This is a genomic window from Methanobrevibacter sp., from assembly GCF_045611865.1.
In the GTDB taxonomy this organism is placed as follows: Archaea; Methanobacteriota; Methanobacteria; order Methanobacteriales; family Methanobacteriaceae; genus Methanocatella.
In genome coordinates, this window is the sequence record NZ_JAZKXX010000018.1 from 1 (window position 1) to 18,633 (window position 18,633).

General features: G+C 32.9%; 18 protein-coding genes and 1 tRNA gene. 7 read left to right on the plus strand and 12 right to left on the minus strand.

Annotated features, from left to right (window positions below; all coding sequences use genetic code 11):
- Positions 1-52: 52 nt before the first annotated feature.
- The 10 genes from ACKI32_RS01835 to ACKI32_RS01880 all read right to left on the minus strand — a co-directional run bounded on the left by ACKI32_RS01835 (position 53) and on the right by ACKI32_RS01880 (position 10,644).
- Positions 53-490: a 30S ribosomal protein S19e gene (locus tag ACKI32_RS01835; protein WP_407412974.1), complete on the minus strand. Its 438-nt coding sequence runs from the start codon at positions 488-490 to the stop codon at positions 53-55.
- A gap of 96 nt (positions 491-586) precedes the next feature.
- Complete coding sequence (locus ACKI32_RS01840) at positions 587-844, minus strand: YhbY family RNA-binding protein (RefSeq protein WP_407412975.1); 258 nt, start codon at positions 842-844, stop codon at positions 587-589.
- Positions 831-1,178, minus strand: coding sequence for a ribonuclease P protein component 4 (locus tag ACKI32_RS01845; protein ID WP_407412976.1), 348 nt, complete (start codon positions 1,176-1,178; stop codon positions 831-833). The genes ACKI32_RS01840 and ACKI32_RS01845 overlap by 14 nt, the downstream gene beginning before the upstream one ends.
- 194 nt (positions 1,179-1,372) lie before the next feature.
- Complete coding sequence (locus ACKI32_RS01850; protein ID WP_407412977.1) at positions 1,373-1,906, minus strand: adenylate kinase family protein; 534 nt, start codon at positions 1,904-1,906, stop codon at positions 1,373-1,375.
- A gap of 20 nt (positions 1,907-1,926) precedes the next feature.
- Positions 1,927-3,021: an OBG GTPase family GTP-binding protein gene (locus ACKI32_RS01855; protein ID WP_407412978.1), complete on the minus strand. Its 1,095-nt coding sequence runs from the start codon at positions 3,019-3,021 to the stop codon at positions 1,927-1,929.
- A gap of 56 nt (positions 3,022-3,077) precedes the next feature.
- Positions 3,078-5,774: an STT3 domain-containing protein gene (locus ACKI32_RS01860; protein ID WP_407412979.1), complete on the minus strand. Its 2,697-nt coding sequence runs from the start codon at positions 5,772-5,774 to the stop codon at positions 3,078-3,080.
- A gap of 194 nt (positions 5,775-5,968) precedes the next feature.
- Positions 5,969-8,119: a DNA topoisomerase I gene (topA, locus tag ACKI32_RS01865; protein ID WP_407412980.1), complete on the minus strand. Its 2,151-nt coding sequence runs from the start codon at positions 8,117-8,119 to the stop codon at positions 5,969-5,971.
- An 89-nt stretch (positions 8,120-8,208) separates the two neighbouring features.
- Positions 8,209-8,355 (minus strand): hypothetical protein, encoded by a 147-nt coding sequence (locus tag ACKI32_RS01870; protein ID WP_407412981.1) that lies wholly within the window; start codon positions 8,353-8,355, stop codon positions 8,209-8,211.
- 39 nt (positions 8,356-8,394) lie between these two features.
- On the minus strand, positions 8,395-10,086 hold the full coding sequence (gene serB / locus ACKI32_RS01875; protein ID WP_407412982.1) for a phosphoserine phosphatase SerB: 1,692 nt from the start codon (positions 10,084-10,086) through the stop codon (positions 8,395-8,397).
- 12 nt (positions 10,087-10,098) lie between these two features.
- Positions 10,099-10,644 carry a TATA-box-binding protein gene (locus ACKI32_RS01880; protein WP_407412983.1) on the minus strand — a complete coding sequence of 182 codons (546 nt, stop codon included), beginning with the start codon at positions 10,642-10,644 and terminating at the stop codon, positions 10,099-10,101.
- 428 nt (positions 10,645-11,072) lie between these two features.
- Here ACKI32_RS01880 and cyaB point away from each other — a divergent pair, with 428 nt between their 5' ends.
- Genes cyaB through fen form a run of 6 tightly spaced genes read left to right on the plus strand, consistent with a single transcriptional unit; the run spans position 11,073 to position 16,217 of the window.
- Positions 11,073-11,600 (plus strand): class IV adenylate cyclase, encoded by a 528-nt coding sequence (cyaB, locus tag ACKI32_RS01885; protein ID WP_407412991.1) that lies wholly within the window; start codon positions 11,073-11,075, stop codon positions 11,598-11,600.
- A gap of 55 nt (positions 11,601-11,655) precedes the next feature.
- The gene (locus ACKI32_RS01890; RefSeq protein WP_407412984.1) at positions 11,656-12,819 is read left to right on the plus strand and encodes a homocitrate synthase family protein; all 1,164 of its coding nucleotides are present in this window, start codon (positions 11,656-11,658) and stop codon (positions 12,817-12,819) included.
- Between the two features lie 9 nt (positions 12,820-12,828).
- Positions 12,829-14,082: a homoaconitase large subunit gene (gene hacA / locus ACKI32_RS01895; RefSeq protein ID WP_407412985.1), complete on the plus strand. Its 1,254-nt coding sequence runs from the start codon at positions 12,829-12,831 to the stop codon at positions 14,080-14,082.
- An 8-nt stretch (positions 14,083-14,090) separates the two neighbouring features.
- Positions 14,091-14,654, plus strand: coding sequence for a chorismate--pyruvate lyase family protein (locus ACKI32_RS01900; protein WP_407412986.1), 564 nt, complete (start codon positions 14,091-14,093; stop codon positions 14,652-14,654).
- A 9-nt stretch (positions 14,655-14,663) separates the two neighbouring features.
- A complete protein-coding gene (locus tag ACKI32_RS01905; RefSeq protein ID WP_407412987.1) occupies positions 14,664-15,230 on the plus strand; it encodes a chorismate--pyruvate lyase family protein in 567 nt (188 codons plus the stop codon).
- A 3-nt stretch (positions 15,231-15,233) separates the two neighbouring features.
- Complete coding sequence (fen, locus tag ACKI32_RS01910; protein ID WP_407412988.1) at positions 15,234-16,217, plus strand: flap endonuclease-1; 984 nt, start codon at positions 15,234-15,236, stop codon at positions 16,215-16,217.
- A 194-nt stretch (positions 16,218-16,411) separates the two neighbouring features.
- Here fen and ACKI32_RS01915 read toward each other — a convergent pair whose 3' ends face one another.
- The gene (locus ACKI32_RS01915) at positions 16,412-17,062 is read right to left on the minus strand and encodes a DUF2119 domain-containing protein (RefSeq protein WP_407412989.1); all 651 of its coding nucleotides are present in this window, start codon (positions 17,060-17,062) and stop codon (positions 16,412-16,414) included.
- Positions 17,063-17,084: 22 nt separating this feature from the next.
- Entirely contained in the window at positions 17,085-18,335 is a 1,251-nt protein-coding gene (locus ACKI32_RS01920; protein WP_407412990.1) for an adenosylhomocysteinase, read from the minus strand.
- A gap of 147 nt (positions 18,336-18,482) precedes the next feature.
- Here ACKI32_RS01920 and ACKI32_RS01925 point away from each other — a divergent pair.
- A tRNA-Met gene (locus tag ACKI32_RS01925) sits at positions 18,483-18,592 on the plus strand.
- The last annotated feature ends 41 nt before the right edge of the window (positions 18,593-18,633 follow it).

Below are 18,633 nucleotides of genomic sequence, written 5' to 3' on the forward strand. Positions count from 1 at the left end.
TTTTGACGAATTTCATCTAAATCGCTCATATCAAACTCCCCAAATAAATTAATTAGTATTTTTCAAGTTCAGGAATATCTTTAATGATTTCAGCAGAAATTTTATCTAAGAATGATCTTCCTGCTGGGGTAACAACTCTTCCACCTTCAACTTTTTCAACAAATCCTGCATCTTCTAATTGGTGTAATGCGTTTCTAATAATAGATCCGCTACCTTTTCTAAATACTTCAGGACGTACACCACGGTCTTTTTTACCACCGTAGAAAGTTCTTAAACTCATAACTCCTACAGGACCGTCCATGTAAACTCTTCTGATAATAGAAGCAGTTCTTACATACCACCAATCTGCATTTTCTGGTTTCCTTTCTTTGTGAACACCAGTTTTAACAAAATTGGACCATGCAGGGGAATTGATTTTATCATTATTTTTAAATTCTTCTGCGACTTTTTCAATTAATAAATCTGCAGGTACATCAAATACAGTAGTCATATTAATTCTCCAATTATTTTATTAAATAATGTAGCTTAATCCACTGTAAATTTAAGACCTAAAAAAATAGGGCCTGTAACTCTAAATTTAAAATGTTTAAGGCTTTTTTTTATAAATAACAGCAACATGTCCTCTAACATCAATGAGTTTAGCTCTTGTTTGAGTAACAATGTCATCTATATATTTATCTTTATCTCTAGCGATATTTTTTGCAAATTTAAGTTTGACAATCTCATTAGCTTCCAATTGGCGTATAATCTCTTCAATGACATTATCATTGACACCATTTTTACCAATATTAATTGTCATAGCGGAAAGAGCTCTATTCATCATTTCTTTTTTATCTTGACTCATATTTAGCTCTCCTTTTTAACTTTTTTTCCTTATGATAAGGAATTTTCATAACATGGCCACATTCACCACAAAAAATGTTAACCTCCGAGTTAACTAGCCGGACGGTGCAATTATGACCAGGGTAGAGAAACTTCTTACATTTCCGACAATATCTTCTTGACCATTTTTCAGGGACTTTAATATTGTATTTAGTAGATAATTTCAACGCAAGTTCTACGTAACGATGAGATCGTTCCGGATGGTTGATGAATTCCATCTCAGCACGACTAAAAAGAATTTCCATTCTTTCAATCGCTATTTCAATCATCCACTTAGGTCGTTTTCCTCTACTCAAAGATATCCTCCTTCTGTAGGATATAATATTCATTAATTGGATTAAAATGATTTGCGCAAATTAAAACAAAAACCATAGTTAAAAACTTAACCTTAGGTTAATATGAATATTAAGAATAATTATGTTTGTTACTATTTATAAAGGTTGTGCATTTTTTGGATAATTTGAAAAAAAGTAAAATTATTGAAAAAAAATTAATTAATTAAGAAGTCCATAAAATCAATTTCGCCGACTGAATAATCTGAATCACCATCAATAATAGAAATAATCAAATCAACAATCTCATCAACTGATAAATCACTTACATCAATCTCGGATACATTTTCACCATGAATTTCAAAAGCTTCTGAAGTGCAAACCCCTAATGCTTCAGCTTCCAGGTTTTCACGGATTTTAGATTCTGAATAATCACGGGCATTTAATCTTTTTTGTAGAATTTCAGGCCTAACCCTTAAAACTATTACCTTATCTGCCCCATGACATAAATGAGACAAATGCCCTTCAAAAATAGTTAGTTTATCACTAATAAGATTAGAAACTTCATCATCCAATGCATCTATATCAATGACTTTATATCCTTTATCTTCGTCAATTCCTAAAACAAAATCGTTTTCGATTGCTAAATCATTAATTTTAATTAAGTTACAGTTTAAACGATTTGATAAAACTTCACTAACAGTGGTTTTTCCTGTACAAGGAGTTCCAGTTATAAAAATAGTTTTATACATAAAAATCAAAAAAAGAAGAATTATTTTTTGAGAATAATTCTTAAAACATCTTCATCTTCAAGCACATGGTCCGGACCTACTTTTTGACCTGGGAATTTGACTGAAGTTCCCCAAACTTTTGCATGACGGAAGTTTTTAACGAATTCCCTATGAAGTTTTCCACATGCATCTATTACAGTAGAACCTTTTTTGATAACCAATGGATCTTCCATGTCTGCTTTACGTCCTTGAGGCTTTAGATAAACACGAACCAAATCTAAATTATCAAATATTAAATCTTTTAGCTCGTCGATATTTGTTTTTTTGTCAGCAGAAATTGGAATGAAATCAGGAATGTATTTTTTAAGCTCTTCAATATAGTTTTCATCAACTAAATCGACTTTATTCAATAAGATTAACATTGGAACATATGACTTGTTTCTGTCCAAAACATCAATGAACTGGTCGATTGTTACATCATCTCTGAAAAGTACATCTGCATTGTGCATTCCATACTCATTAATTATTGACCTGATTGTTTTTTCATCCAAATGGGTAAGTGGACAAGTTGAAGAAACTTTTACCCCACCAAGTTTTTTTCTCTTAACCGTAACATCAGGTGGTTTTTCATTAGGTCGGATACCAATATTTCTAAGTTCGTTTAAAATAACATCCAAATGTTGTGGATTTAAAGTATCAAGAACAACTAAAATTAAATCAGCTGTTCTAGCTACAGATAAGATTTCTTTACCTCTTCCTTTACCGCTACTTGCACCTGTAATAATTCCAGGAATATCAAAAACCTGAATTTTAGCATTCTTATGCTCCATTACACCAGGAACAATATCTAATGTTGTAAACTGATATGCTCCAACTTTACTCTCCGCATTGGTAATCTCATTTAAAAGTGTGGATTTTCCAACTGAAGGAAAACCTACTAAAACTACAGTAGCGTCTCCAGTCTTTTTTATATGGAAACCTTGGCCTTTAGAACCGCCACTGCTTCTTTGAAGAGATTCTTCTTTTAATTTAGATAATTTAGCTTTAAGTTTACCAATGTGGTGTGAAGTAGCTTTATTATATGGTGTTTTTTGAATTTCTTCTTCGATAGATTTGATTTTATCTTCTATTCCCATTAAATATCACCAAAAAAATAAAAAAAGAAAAGATTAGGGAAATCCTAATCAATTATTTAAGATCCACCGGCAACAGTATTATCAAAGTTTACTTTAAATAGCATTACACCACTTTCAGCATGTACCGGTTCAAATATGTTTTGACCGCTACCACCTAAAAGGTATAATTGAGTAAACATTGAATTAGATAATTCGTTGCTCATTAAAATCGGTGTGTACTGATTATTTTCACCCATGATGAATAAAGTGTAATTTCCATCAGAAGCACCTTTAATGGATTCATTTTTAACAATGTATCCATCTTCAATTAAAATAATGTTAGATGCTTTAAGTGGGTTGTATTCAGTATCATTTACCATTATTGGTTCACCACTATCTGTGTAGACAGATTCAGTGTATGCAGTGGTTGTATTGTTACCATTACCTCTTTCAATTACAGCATTAATGGTCATTCCTTGGTCTTCAAGTAATGTTAATTTACCAGTGTGGCCTGGTTGAACCTCTACTTGAGATGTAGGTACATAATAGTTGTAGTTTTCAGAGGTTTGGTTTTCAAAGTCCCATGCACCAAAGTAACTCCACCAACCTGCTTTTTGAAGCATATCTGAAGATGCAACAAATATTACCGGACGTGGGTCTTTAGGGTGAGTGTAACTTACAACTTCTTTTGCTTGAGCACTAGTTAAGTGATACTTATTAATTAATGTGCTTTGAGCATCACTAGCTGTTTTTGGTAAGATATCAATGAGAATATCAGTAGCTTTACCAGTATCACCAGTTATCTCAGTTAATATTGTATCAGCTTGTTCTCCAGATGAATCCAACATTCTAAATATGCCTGCAGACAATTCAAGATTATCAGTTGTCATTGCTTGACCTAACCAGAAGGCACGTTCACCTGTCTGGGACCCCCCATCGAATGTTACTTGTTTATCAGCAGCAATCTCAAAGAGGTAACCGAAGTCCCACCAGGATGTGATTACAGTATCATCAGGTTGAGTTTCGTCAATCCATTTCATTGAATTGTACATTGGATCACTAGTACCCGGAACAACGGTGTCTGAAGTTTGCCAAGCCCCACAGATACTTGGTGTGATTAATGCGAGTACAATAGCTATAATTACAACATATTTTTTAATTGGAGTTTTTTGTGTTGCTGAATTTGATTTCAATCCATAAACAACTAATAGACCAATGGCAAAAATGGCTACGAATAAAAGAACTCCAAAAATTAAATTGATGGTAGCTAATGGAACACCTGCAAGGAATGCGCATAAGAATACAATTGCAAGAGTCCATTTATCATCGTCCAATTTGTTTTTAACGTAATCTGTAGCAAATCCTACAAATATACCTGCCATAAGCCCGAATGGCAATACAATTGTGGTAATGAACCTTGAACCTCTACTTACCGCAAGTGCAGTAACAACTACCCATACAATAAATAATGTACCGTATAATATAGTTAAACGTTTGTCAGATAACAATTCACCAGTTGAACCAAATTCAAAGTTACTTACATTAAGTTTTAATTTAAATCCATCATCGATTTTTTTAGCAGATGAAGTTCTTTGTGATTTAAGTGGCTTTTTAGAAGTGGAAACCTGATTTTCATTGTTTTCTTTTCTAAGTTGTAATGCCCTTTTAACAAATGAGTATAAAACAATTAAACCAGCAAATAATACAGCAATACCACCAATACCGTTTACTACACCATTAGTATTAGCTAGGAATGCTGAAGTCATGCCCGCCCCAAGAAGGTTTGGCATTTGCATCTCTGCAACGGAAATAAGTACGTTCGGGAATCCACCAACAACTTGGGAAGCAGATTGCAATGAAAGCAAACCGAATAATGAAGAAAATATTCCAATTACTCCGTCAATTCCACCATAGAAAATAAATGCAGCCACAAATCCAATAATTCCTAAAATTATAACAGAAAGGAATGCATTTTGATGGATAAACCATTTAATTTTATTATCATATCCTTCCCGAGATTCTTCTCCAACATTAAAGTAGTAACATGCAATTAAGTATGCAACTGTAAATATTCCCATAAGACCTATGTAAAAGATATAACCAGTCCATGATTGTGAGAATAAACCAATTGAAATAATGGATATTATTGCAAATAATATTTTAAAGATAATATTTTTTGCCCTTATACTCTCTACAAAGAAGAATATAAATAACAATGAAAATATGTAATAGAACATATCTGTATCGAAAAATCCAGGGAATGTGTGTGCAAAGTAGTTCGGTGCAAGCACAATAAGCAATGTTGCAACAATTGCACCATAATCGTTTGTCAATCTTCTTGAAAATATAAATGCCGGAATTACAGTTAAAGTAGAAATTATAGCTCCTGTCCAGAATGCAACTTCTTTAACAGATAAATCTCCAAAGAACTGATTAGCTATGCCATGTAAAAACGCCGTAAGTTTTACGATACCCAGCTCGTAAACAATTTCATTACCCGTTGGGGCATACCTATGCATATCCCATTCACTACCATTTACCATTTCATCTCCGACATAACCATGATCTACATAATCCTGAGTCAACCTTAAGTTATAATATGAATCCATTTCACTGAAATAAGGAAGACCAGAGGAATCGATGTAATCAGCTTTATAATCATCAGGAATTTCATTTAAATCTGCAGCAGGCATTTTTAATGCAAAAACAACTGCCATCAAAATTAAAATGATAACTACTGACTTAGTTATTGTCATAATTGTTTCTTTATTCATCTAAATCCTCAATAAAATTTGTTACATAATATTGTTTTGCAAATCAAAACAACTAATATATTTAATTATAATATAAAAATATCAAGTTAAATTTAAAGAATATTTTCATTGGTATATATTTATATTTTTTAACCTTATTAAGTATTTTGCATATTAAATATATATTAAAAAAATTAGAAAAAAATAAAAAAAGATTATTTTAGTTTACTTTCAAGTTCATCAACAGAACATGTAAAGTTACACTTTGGAAAACCTTTACAACCAATAAATTCACCGAAACGACCTGAACGTTTTAAGAGTGGCTTTCCACATTTAGGACATTCCCCAACTTTTTCAGGAGTATAAGTTTTTGTTTTATCCTTACCACAATTAGGATCAAGACACATTTCCTGGCGGTTTCTGCCTTTTCCAGCAGCAATCATCGGCAAACCACATTTTTCACAGGTCTTTTTAATAATATTTGCATTTCTTGGAAGTGAATATGTAATCTTACAATCCGGATAATTGGTACAACCTACAAAGTCACCATAACTGCCTGCCCTTTTAACAAGCTTTCCACCGCATTTACACTCCCCAACAATATTGCTTTCCTGATAAGCTTCATAAAGTTTGGAACCGATTCCCTTCATGTTTTTATCAATGTCATTTAAAATTTCTCTGACATCCTTTTTACCTTCATCAATTACAACATCTTTAGTGAATTCGTCCTTATTAATGCCTTCAAGCTTATTTTCAAAGTTTCTTGTTAGTTCTTCACTTGTTAAATCACTACAATAATCATTTAAAGTATCTATTAAGTTTTCGCCTAGCTGGTTAACTTCGATTTTAGTTCCATCTATGTACTGCCTATCATACAGTTTATCAATAATATCAGCACGGGTTGCCTTTGTACCAAGATTTTTCTTCTCGAGTTCTTTAATTAAGGAAGCCTGATTATAACGAGCCGGAGGTTTTGTTTCTTTTTCATCAGAAATTAACTCTTTTACACTCATTACATCCCCTTCTTTAACATCAGGGAAGTTTTCATCATCTATTTTTCTAAACGGATAATGATCCATCCATCCTTTATGAGTGACTCTTCTTCTTGAAAACTTGAATTTTTCACCCTCAATATCTAAAGTTGTCTTCATAGTTTCGAATTCCGCAGCTTCAAAGAACACTGCAATGAACCTATAAACAATTAAACTATAGATTTTTTGCTCATCACTGTTTAATTTTCCAGGTAAAATGCCTGTCGGATGTATTGGTGGGTGAGCAGCATCCTCTTTTTTACCGTTATGAGGTATTAGTCTGGAAGGAAGTTGGGAGATATGCTTTTTAAATTCTGGGTTGGCAGATAATTGATCAAAAATTGATTTAAAACCTAAACTTTCAGGTAATTTTTGAGATGAAGTACGTGGATAAGATGTATAACCCGCACTATAAAGGTTTTGAGCTGCAACCTGTGTTCTTTTTGGAGAAAATCCAAATACATTGTAAGCTTCGGCCTGAAGACCGCTTAAATTAAATGGAACAGGTGTTTTGGTTTTTGATTTTGAAAATGCAATCTCATCAACAACAGCATCTTTGCCATTGCACTTATTGAATATTTCTTCGGCCAATTGCCTATCAAAGATATTTCCATCAACATGCTTGATTTCAATACCCTCAAAGTCAAGAATAGCCCTAATGACCCAATAAGGTTCTGGAACAAATTCTCTGATTTCTTTTTCACGTTTAACTAGAATAGACAATGTAGGAGTTTGAACCCTACCAACGGATAATTTTAAAAATCTGTGCTTGGTTTTACGTACAGAATCGGATAATGCTATAGAAATATTCATTCCAAAATAGTAATCCAGGATGTGGCGAGCAATACCGTTGTCTACCTGATGCATGTCAATGTCAATTCTGTTTTCATAAGCTTCAATTATGTCTTTTTTAGTTAATGTGGAAAATTTCATTCTTGATGCTTTTTTTAGTGAATCTCCACCACATGCATATTTTAAAGCATTGTAACCAATCAATGTTCCTTCAACATCGTAATCGCAAGCATGAATATAGGAGTCAGCATCTTTTCCGAATTTTTTAATGGCTCTGAGATAGTTTTTTGTAAAAGCACTGCTTTTACTTGCTTCGTATGATGGAACCCAATGAAGATTGAATGACACTCTGTATCTTGCCTCTTTTGGAATTAGAGAGTATAAATGTCCAACTCCAGATAATACTGTAATATCCTTTGAATCCCTTTGAAGTTCCCAATATTTAACTTTTTTATTATATACTTTCTTTTTAGCACTTGGTGAAAGTGCTTTGGCAATTTTTTCAGCTGAACTCGGCTTTTCGCAAATAATTACTTCATGCATTTTTATACTATCTCCCCATCCATTAAAAAATAATAACTGAATTTAATTTAAAATAATATCTAGTATAAAAATATTTCTATGAAAAAAAGTTATAAATCTTCGTTATAAAAACGATAAAAATCAGCACAGAAATCGCAAATAGGATATTTTCCATTACGATAATAGGCAAGGTCTGCCTTGTTCATGTCAAATTTTTTACCGCAGATAAAACAAGTTTCAATTTTTTCTTCTGACATGTTAAAACCTAAAAAATAAAAAAAAGATAGGTTAATTGTTTAACCTATATTGTATTTTTGTAAGAGTAAGATCTCTTCTGTAGATACTTTTCCACCTTGTTTGAATTTTTCAAAGATCTCTTCAGCTCTTTCTTTTTCTTCACGGTTTTTATTAGAACCTGAAGATTTGTTTTCATGTTTTCTTTTCTTAGGTTTGTTGGAACCTAATTTTTTGTTGATTACATGAATGTCACTTAAGATAGCTTTAAATTCTTCGTGTTTTTCAGATGCGTTTTTACGTGCTTCGATGAATTTTTTGTGTGCTTCATCAGCTGCAGTTCTTATGTCATCAGTTTTTCTGAAGTAAGTAAGCATTTCTTCGTGAGCAGCTTGAGCTTTTTCTGAAAGAGTAATAACTTTTTCGTGCTCTTCTTCAGATAATTTTTTAAGCTCTTGAGCTTCGGATTTAACGGATTCATCTTCATGAATTTCCATTAATTGTTTTCTGAGATCGTTTGCATTTTTAACAAGCTGATTTTCTTTTTTAATGTCTAAAACGCGAGTTTCAATGATTTTATCAATCTTTTTGATTTCGTTTTCTATTTTGATTTTATCACGTTTTCCTGAAGACCATTCTAAACTTTTAATTTTATTGTTTGCATCATTACGAGCTTTTTTAGCTTCTTCAACAGCTTTGTTAATTTCATTACGCTCGTTTCTGAATTCAATAGCTTTGTTTAAGTTTTCTTTTAAAGATGCATTTAATTCATCTCTAATTTTACGTTGTTCTTTAGCTATTTTGTTGAATTCTTCTCTTTCTTCAGCAACTTTGGAGATTTCAGCTTCTTTTTCATCTTTTTGTTTTCTTACACCTTCAATAGTGTCTGCGAGAACAAAGTTGGATTCAGGAAGACCTTTATCAGCTTTTTTAGGTTTAGCTTTTTCTTCTTCAGTAGCTTCATCTTCAGATTCGGATTCTTCAGCTTCAGCTTCTTCAACTTCTTCGGATTCGGATTCTTCTGCTTCTTCAACAGTTTCTTCAACTACTTCTTCTTCAGCGGTTTCAGCTTCAGCTTCTTCAGCTACTTCTTCTACAGTTTCAGTTTCAGCATCATCAGTGGTTAATTGATTAAGAATTTCACATAAGACTTTGCACAAGTCTTTTTCTTCTACTACTACATCAGCAATTTCTTTTACAGAATCTTTTGCATTGAATGCAATTCCGCAACCTGCTGATTCAATCATGGAAATGTCGTTAGCGCCATCTCCAACAGCAACTACTTCATCTAAAGTAATTCCTGCTTCTTCGACATGGTCTTTCAATACATCTAATTTGGAACCAGATACTAAAGGACCAGTCACTTCACCAGTTAATTTACCATCTTCGACTGTGAAACTGTTAGTATAAACTGTGTCAACTCCAAGTTTATCAGTTACTTTATCAGCCACTACATCAAAACTACCACTAATGATAGCTACATCAATATCTTTTTCTTTTAGACAATTGATGGTTTTGCAAGCTCCAGGCATTAATGGAAGATCTTCAGCAACTTTTTCGATATCTTCAATAGAAGTTCCTTCGAGAAGTTGAACTCTGTCTTTAATAGAAGTTTCAAAGTCTATTTCACCTTGCATAGCTTTTTCAGTAATTTCAGCTATGTCCTCTTCAACATTTGCTAATTTTCCTATCTCATCTATTGCTTCACCATCAATAATAACGTTATCTAAGTCAAATACTACAAGTTTTATCAATCATACCACCAATTATATTAAATCTAGCTCACTTAATCTATCGTAAGCTCTTTCGACACCTAATTTAGCGTCGCTTTTTGTTTTAGCACCAGTACATACAACTTTACCGGAACCAAATAATAATAAAACCACTTTAGGGTCAGATAATCTGTATACTAAACCAGGGAATTGTTCAGGTTCATATTCAGTGTCTTCTAATTCTAAAGCTACGGCTTCTAAGTTTAATGTGGATTCTAAGTTTGCAGAAGCCACAATGTTTTGAATTTTAATTTCAAATTCATGAGGAATTTCAGTATCAATTGTCCTCATTAAATCTACAGTTTTCTTGATTGCCAATTTAGAATCATCTATAGATTTTGCTCCAGTACAAACAAGCTTACCAGAGCTAAAAATTAATGCTGCTGTTTTAGGATCTTTAAGTTTAAAAACTAATCCTGGAAACTGTTCACGATTAAAATTAACCCCTTCTAAAGCTTCGGACACTTCAGTTAAGACGATGTCCTTACCAATGCTTGCAGAAGCAACAATGTTTTCAATTTTAATATCAACATCGGTCAATTTAAAACCTCCAATTCTATTAATAAAAGTAGTTAAGTAAAATTTAAGAAAACAAAAAATTAAATTTTTACTATATAAATATTTTATTTAAATAGTATATAAAGTTATGTTTATTTAAATATATTAAGAAATTTTTTAAAAAAATAAAAATTTTTAAATTTTTAAAAAAAACTTAAATTGTATATATAAAATGTAAAACAGTATTAGACAATACCCCTTTATAAAGTTTACTAATTTTTAAGATTATTTTTATAAAAATACTGATTTTGAAAAAAATTAGATATCGTTTTGATTTTTATACTTTTTAATCAACAAAAAGTCTTCAAAATGTAACTTAAATTACATGTTTTAAATGCATATTTTTATATGGCCTATTTAAATAGCAACAATTTTATTTATAAAAGATTAAAATTTAATTGTTGATTAAAATGATTGAAGTTGAAGTGAAAGCTAAAATTAACAGCTTTAAAGAAATGGAAGAAAGACTAGAAAAAGTCGGTGCAACCAAAAGCAAACATGAATTTCAGGAAGACATTTACTTTCAAAGCCCTATTGTAGATTTTGCAAAAACCGACGAGGCATTAAGAGTTAGAACAACAAATAATGACATTTTCATAACATATAAAGGCCCTAAAATAGATCAACAGTCCAAAACCCGAAAAGAAGTTGAAATGAGCATCGAAAGTGCCGAAAAAGCTAAAGACATTTTTGAGGAAATTGGCTTTAGGGAAGCTAGAACCGTTAGAAAAAACAGACAGTATTATACTTTTGAAAACTTTGAAATTTCACTTGATGATGTTGAAGGTTTAAGCCCATATATGGAAATTGAAATTGCCCTAGACGATGGTGAAGACTACAGTAAAGCACAAGATAAAATTTTCGAACTTTTTGAAAAATTAGGCATCACAGAAGGTTTTGAGAGAACTTCATATATGGAACTTTTGGAAAAAATATAATAATAATTAAATAATAATATTATATATTAAATTTAATTTTACTGAAGTGATTATATTGCAATATTTTATTAGTCATTATAATAAAGAATGTGAATTAACATTCCCTGAAGACATTACTATTTATGATACAACCTTACGGGACGGTGAGCAAACCCCTGGAGTTTGTTTTAGTTTTGATGAAAAGCTAGAAATCGCAAGAAAGCTAGACCAATTTAAAATTCATCAAATAGAAGCCGGTTTTCCAATAGTATCTGAAAAGGAAAAAGAATCAGTTAAAGCAATAGCTAATGAAGGCCTTGATGCTACAATTTTAGGTTTGACTAGAACAAAACCAGAAGACATTGATGCTGCCCTTGATTGTGATGTGGATGGTGTAATTACTTTTGTTGGAACTTCAGATGTTCACCTAGACCATAAAATGCACATTACAAGGCAGGACGCAATTAATTTATGTGAAACCGCAGTTGATTATGCCAAAGATCATGGATTATTTGTTGCATTTTCAGCAGAAGATGCTACAAGAACAGATATTGAATTTTTAAAACGCATTTACTCAAAGGCTGAAGAATGTGGAGCTGACAGAGTCCATATTGCGGATACCACAGGCGCTATTACTCCTCAAGGTATCGATTATTTAGTCCGTGAACTTATTAAAGATTTAAAACTTGACCTTGCCGTTCACTTACACAATGACTTTGGATTGGCCGTTATAAACTCAATTGTTGGGGTTTTAGCAGGTGCAAAAGCTGTTTCAACTACCGTTAATGGTATTGGGGAAAGAGCAGGTAATGCATCACTTGAAGAACTTATTATGGCAATGAAAATATTATATGGAAAAGATTATGGATTTAAAACCAAATACATTAAGGAATTATCCGACCTTGTATCAAAGGCCAGCGGTCTTCCAATCCCATACAATAAACCTGTTGTTGGAAACAACGTGTTTAGGCACGAATCAGGAATTCACGTCGATGCAGTTATCGAAGAACCATTATGTTACGAACCATACCTTCCGGAACTTGTTGGTCAGAAACGTCAATTAGTTCTTGGTAAACATTCCGGCTGTAGGGCTGTTAGGGCCAAATTGAATGAATGTGAACTAGACGTTAGTGACGATGAATTAATAGAAATTGTAAGACAAGTTAAAAAACAAAGAGAAGAAGGTAAATACATCAACGATCAAGTATTCAGAGAAATTGTTAAAAATACTAAAAAATAGGTCATTATTATGAATATTACTGAAAAAATATTGTCTGCAAAGGCGGGCCATGAAGTTACCCCTGGAGAAATAATTGAAATTCCAGTGGACCTTGCGATGTCACATGACGGAACTTCTCCACCTGCAATTAAAACATTTGAAAAGGTAGCAGATAAGGTATGGGACCCTGAAAAAATAGCCATTATCTTTGACCATAATGTTCCAGCAAATACCATTGGTTCTGCGGAGTTTCAAAAGGTTTGTCGTGAATTTATAAAAACCCAAAATATCACTAAAAAATATATCCACGGCGAAGGCATTTGCCATCAGGTAGTTCCCGAAATGGGATTGGTTGAACCTGGAAAGGTCATTGTCGGAGCTGACTCACACACCTGCACTTATGGTGCATTTGGAGCATTTTCAACAGGAATGGGTGCAACAGACCTTGCAATGGTTTGGGCAACTGGTAAAACATGGTTTATGGTTCCTCAAGCAATTAGAATGGAAGTTGTAGGGAAAATTAATCCTTACATTGCACCTAAAGACATCATACTAAATATCATTGGAGAAGTCGGAATTGCAGGTGCAACATATAAAACTGCCGAATTTTGCGGTGAAACCGTAGAAAACATGGGTGTTGAAGGAAGAGCAACCATGTGCAATATGGCAATTGAAATGGGTGCTAAGAATGGAATAATGCAACCAAATCAAGAGGTTATCAACTACATCTCTAAAAGAACCGGTAAAAAAGAATCTGAATTAAACATTATAAAATCAGATGATGATGCAATATATGAAAAAGAAATGTTGTTTGACATTGATGATATGGAACCGCAAATCGCATGCCCAAATGATGTGGACAATGTTAAAGACATATCAAAAATTGAAGGAACAGCAATCGATCAATGTTTAATCGGTTCATGTACCAATGGTAGGCTTTCTGATTTAAAAGACGCTGCAGAAATTCTAGAAAGTAATGAAATCAATGATGATGTCAGATTATTAATACTTCCAGCTTCAAGAGAAATTTATAAAAAAGCAATGCATTTAGGCTACATCGATACTTTCATAAATGCGGGGGCAATTATATGTAATCCTGGATGCGGACCATGTCTTGGAGGACATATGGGAGTTTTATCTGAAGGAGAAGTTTGTATTTCTACAACAAACAGAAATTTCAAAGGAAGAATGGGAGATCCAAAATCTTCAGTATACTTATCAAACTCAAAAGTGGTTGCTGCTTCAGCAATTACAGGGGTTATAACAAATCCAAAAGATTTATAGTGATTTAAATGACACAAGACAAAAACGAAGCAAATAAACGATTAATCGAAAAGATAAACGACCTTGAAGACAGTTATGGTCAGAAATTCTCAAATACGCAAAAAATTCTTTTAACAACAGATGGTTCCATTACAGCTATCTTAGATGTGTTATACGGAAAAATCAATTTATTCACAATAGATCAGCATTTTGGAATAGCTGATGGAGAACATGCAAAATTAGTTAATGTTAGCGAAGGCGATGAAATTAACTTTAGAGAAGTTATAATGCATAAAAATGGCAAACCTTTAATTTATGCAATTTCACATGTTCCTCTTGAAAGGTGCAGTGAAGACATCTGCCGTGACCTGCTTCGAGCAGATATTCCGATTGGTAGGATTTTGAAAAATTACCATATCGAATCTAGAAGGGAAGTAAATAGGATTTTCATCGAAAAACCAAATTCAAGATTACAAGAATTATTTAACACCGATGAAGACTTTTTAGCTCGTGATTATGTTATCATTCATGAAGATGAAATATTAATGTGGATTAAGGAAATGTTTCCTGTAAGCTATTTTACAGAAATTTAGGAGGTAAACATGTTATTTAACAGCAATGTCATAAAAAATGAAATAAAAGAAAAGATAAAGGAAGTAGAAAAAGAAAACAACGTTAAACTCTCAACAACACAAAAAATAGTACTTTCAACTAACGGACCTCTTTCATCTGTCCTCAATGCCTTATTCGGAGAAGTCCATTTATTTACATTAAAACAACGTTTCGAAAAAGCAAACAAAGATGTTGCAGAGAAAGTTGATGTTGAAGAAGGTGAAGAAGTACATCACAGAGAAATTATTGTCCATAAACACGGCCGTCCTTTAATGTATGCACTGTCATACCTTCCTAAATCCCGATGCAGCGAAGGAATTATTGAAGATTTAGTTGGAGAAAAATTAGTGCTTGGTAAGATAATTCGAAAACATAGAATCGAAACATTTAGAGAGATAACAGACATTACAATCGAAAAGGCAACCCCAACACTTAAAGAATTATTCCAAACAAATGAAAAAATGTTAACACGTGAATATGTAATGATACATGATGGAAAAATATTGGTATGGACTAAAGAATCTTATCCTTTAAGTTATTTCACCGATGAGGTGTGATTAATGGGTGTTAAGCTAAAAGACATTGTTGAACCTAAATCGATAACATTTAGAGACTTGGAAGGAAGAGCAGTATCTATTGATGCATTCAATACACTATATCAATTCTTATCAACAATAAGACAACGAGATGGAAGACCTTTAACTGATGAAAACGGTAATATTACCTCTCATTTAAGCGGAATACTTTATAGAAACTCTTCAATGGTTGAAAAAGACATTAAACCAATTTATGTTTTTGATGGTAAAGCACCCGAACTTAAAAGTGAAACACAAGCAAAAAGACGAGAAATAAGAGAAGAATCAGAAAAAATTTACAAGGAAGCTTTGGCACAGGGTGATACTGAAAAAGCCCGAAAATTTGCAATGAGATCTTCTAAATTATCTCCAGAAATAATTGAATCCTCTAAAAAATTATTAACATTAATGGGAATCCCATATATTGAAGCTAAAGGAGAAGGTGAAGCACAAGCTGCATATTTAGTTGCAAAAGGTGATGCCTATGCTGTTGCATCACAAGATTATGACTGTTTATTGTTTGGAGCTAAAAGAGTTGTTAGAAACCTTGCAGTTAATTCAAACCTTGGAAACTTGGAATATTATGAATTGGATAAAGTTTTAAAAGAACTGAATGTTAACCGAGAAGAATTAATTGATATGGGAATTTTAATTGGAACTGATTTTTGTGATGGTCTTAAAGGAGTTGGTGCAAAAACCGCTCTTAAATTAGCTCATAAAGGCCAGTTAAAAGAAAAAATAGCTGAACTTCAAAAAGAATCCAGCCATGATTTAGATGAAGTTCGTGAAATATTCCTAAACCATAACGTAAATACGGATTATAAAATTAAATGGGAAATTCCAAAACAAGACAAACTTATCGAATTTTTATGTTATGAACATGGATTTTCCGAAGATCGTGTAATAAAAGCATCTGACAGACTTAAAAATTTAAATTCATCACAAGGTAGTCTTGATGCATGGTTTTAGTTAAAATTTAAATACTTATTAAACTAAACTATTACATGGATTCCTATAAAATACAATCTACCACCACACACCCCAGATTGTATAAACACAAATAGCAGCTGTAATGGATGCTGCGAATGCTATTTAAGGAAATATTTATGGAATCCATGTGTTGATGGTTTCTCACCACCAATTACCCAGGAACCATCAATACTCTAATAAGGCGGAAATTCTTCGCCAAAAACTTTTTTTGCATACTTTACAGCCAATTCAACTTGTGGTGCATATTCTTTTAACATCTCACTTTCAAAATGTTCTCTTGAAGGTGATTTTAAAATTAGTTTTAAAAGTTTTTCATAGGTCTCAATAGCCAAATCCCTATTAAAATTATATCTTTTAATAACATCAGGAGTTAATTTCTCAAAACATGGAAATTCCAATGTTTTGCAAACAGTATCAGTTGAAAAATAAGTCATTCTAATTAATGGAGAAACTGATGAAACCAAAACATGATTTCCCAATTTAATCAACGGAGGAATACCTGTTTTTTTATATCTTTCCATTGATGTTAACTTTTCATAATTTCTAAGGTCGTAACAGTGCAATTCCGTATAAAAATCAGGGTTGAAATATTCTATCAAATTTAAGATTTTCTGACCTATTTCGGATTCATAGTATTCTTTTTTAATTGTTGAAATGTAGGGAGTTTTATCGAAATTATAAAAATAGAACTGCCCTGAAGATAAATCTTCAGTGTCAATGTTTTTGATGAATTTCAGAGAAGTTACACCTTCATTACCGTGGACTCCACCAATAAATAACTTGGTAGGGCCTTTGCCATTATCTATGTATCTAAAATAAGACATAAAAATAAAAAAAGTGAAGGAATTATGTTCCTTCTTGCCAGTTAGCCATGTAAGCTTTTTGTTTGTCAGTCAATGAATCAATTTCAATACCCATAGCTTTCAATTTCATTGTAGCTACATTGTAGTCGATTTCATCAGGTGCTTTTGTAACACCTACAGGCAAATCGTTTTCCAAGATGTGTTTAGCAGACAATGCCTGAACAGCAAAACTCATGTCCATAATTTCTGCAGGGTGACCTTGACCACGGGCTGCAGAGAGGTTAACTAATCTTCCATCAGCTAAAAGGTAAATCTTACGACCATCTTTTGTTGTGAATTCTTCAATACTTTCACGTACTTCCTTAACTTCAGTTGAAATAGCTTCTAAATCAGGTCTATTGATTTCCACATTAAAGTGACCTGAGTTTGCAAGCATACATCCGTCTTTCATGTATTTGAAGTCGTCTCCACAGATAATATCGGCATTACCAGTTACTGTGATTATTAAATCAGCTTGTTTTACAGCTTCACGAATGGTCATTACTCTGTATCCATCCATTCTAGCTTCAAGTGCACGAATTGGATCTACTTCAGTTACGATAACATCCGCTCCGAGACCTGCTGCCCTAAGTGCTAAACCACGACCGCACCAGCCGTATCCACAAACAACAACGGTTTTTCCTGCAATTACCATGTTGGTTGTTCCCATGATTGCATCAAAACTGGATTGTCCTGTACCATATCTGTTATCGAATAGATATTTTGTATAAGCATCATTTACTGCAATAACCGGGAATTTTAATGCCCCATCAGCGTGCATTGCTTGGAGTCTGTGCACACCGGTTGTGGTTTCTTCACAAGCTCCTTTAATGTGGCTTAACAATTCTGTTCTTTCATTGTGCAAAACCATTATCATGTCTGCTCCGTCATCAATGATTATGTCCGGTTTGTGGTCAAGAACCATGTTAATGGTTTGGTAGTATTCCTCATCATCTTGTTCTCTCCAACCATAAACATTTAAACCTAAATCGGCCGCACCTGCAACCGCATCATCATGAGTGGATAGAGGATTACAACCTGTCATTGCAACTTCGGCCCCACCAGCCATTAATGTTAAACCTAAATTAATTGTTTTAGGTTCTAAGTGTAAACATGACCCAATTGTTATTCCTTTAAATGGTTGGGTTTCTAAATATTCTTGTTTAATGTGTTCTAAAACAGGCATGTGTTTTTGAACCCATTCAATTTTTCTAACACCTTCAGGTGCTAAAGACATGTCCTTAACTTTACTCATAAAATTATCTCCTTATAAGAATGATATTGTTAATAGATATATCTTTAAGAGTTTTTAAATTTTGGCATATTTTTTAAAAAATGGCCATAATTTACAAAAAAAGCAAAACTTTAAATGTAATGATAAAAATAGATATATATGTTAGATGCCGGGGTGGCTCAGCTGGTTAGAGCGCACGGCTCATAGGGTAATAAAGCAGTGCTCTGACTTATTCCTGGGATACCGTGAGATCGCGGGTTCGAATCCCGCCCCCGGCATCCTAATCCCAGGAATTTTCCATCTAAACTATTTTTTAAAT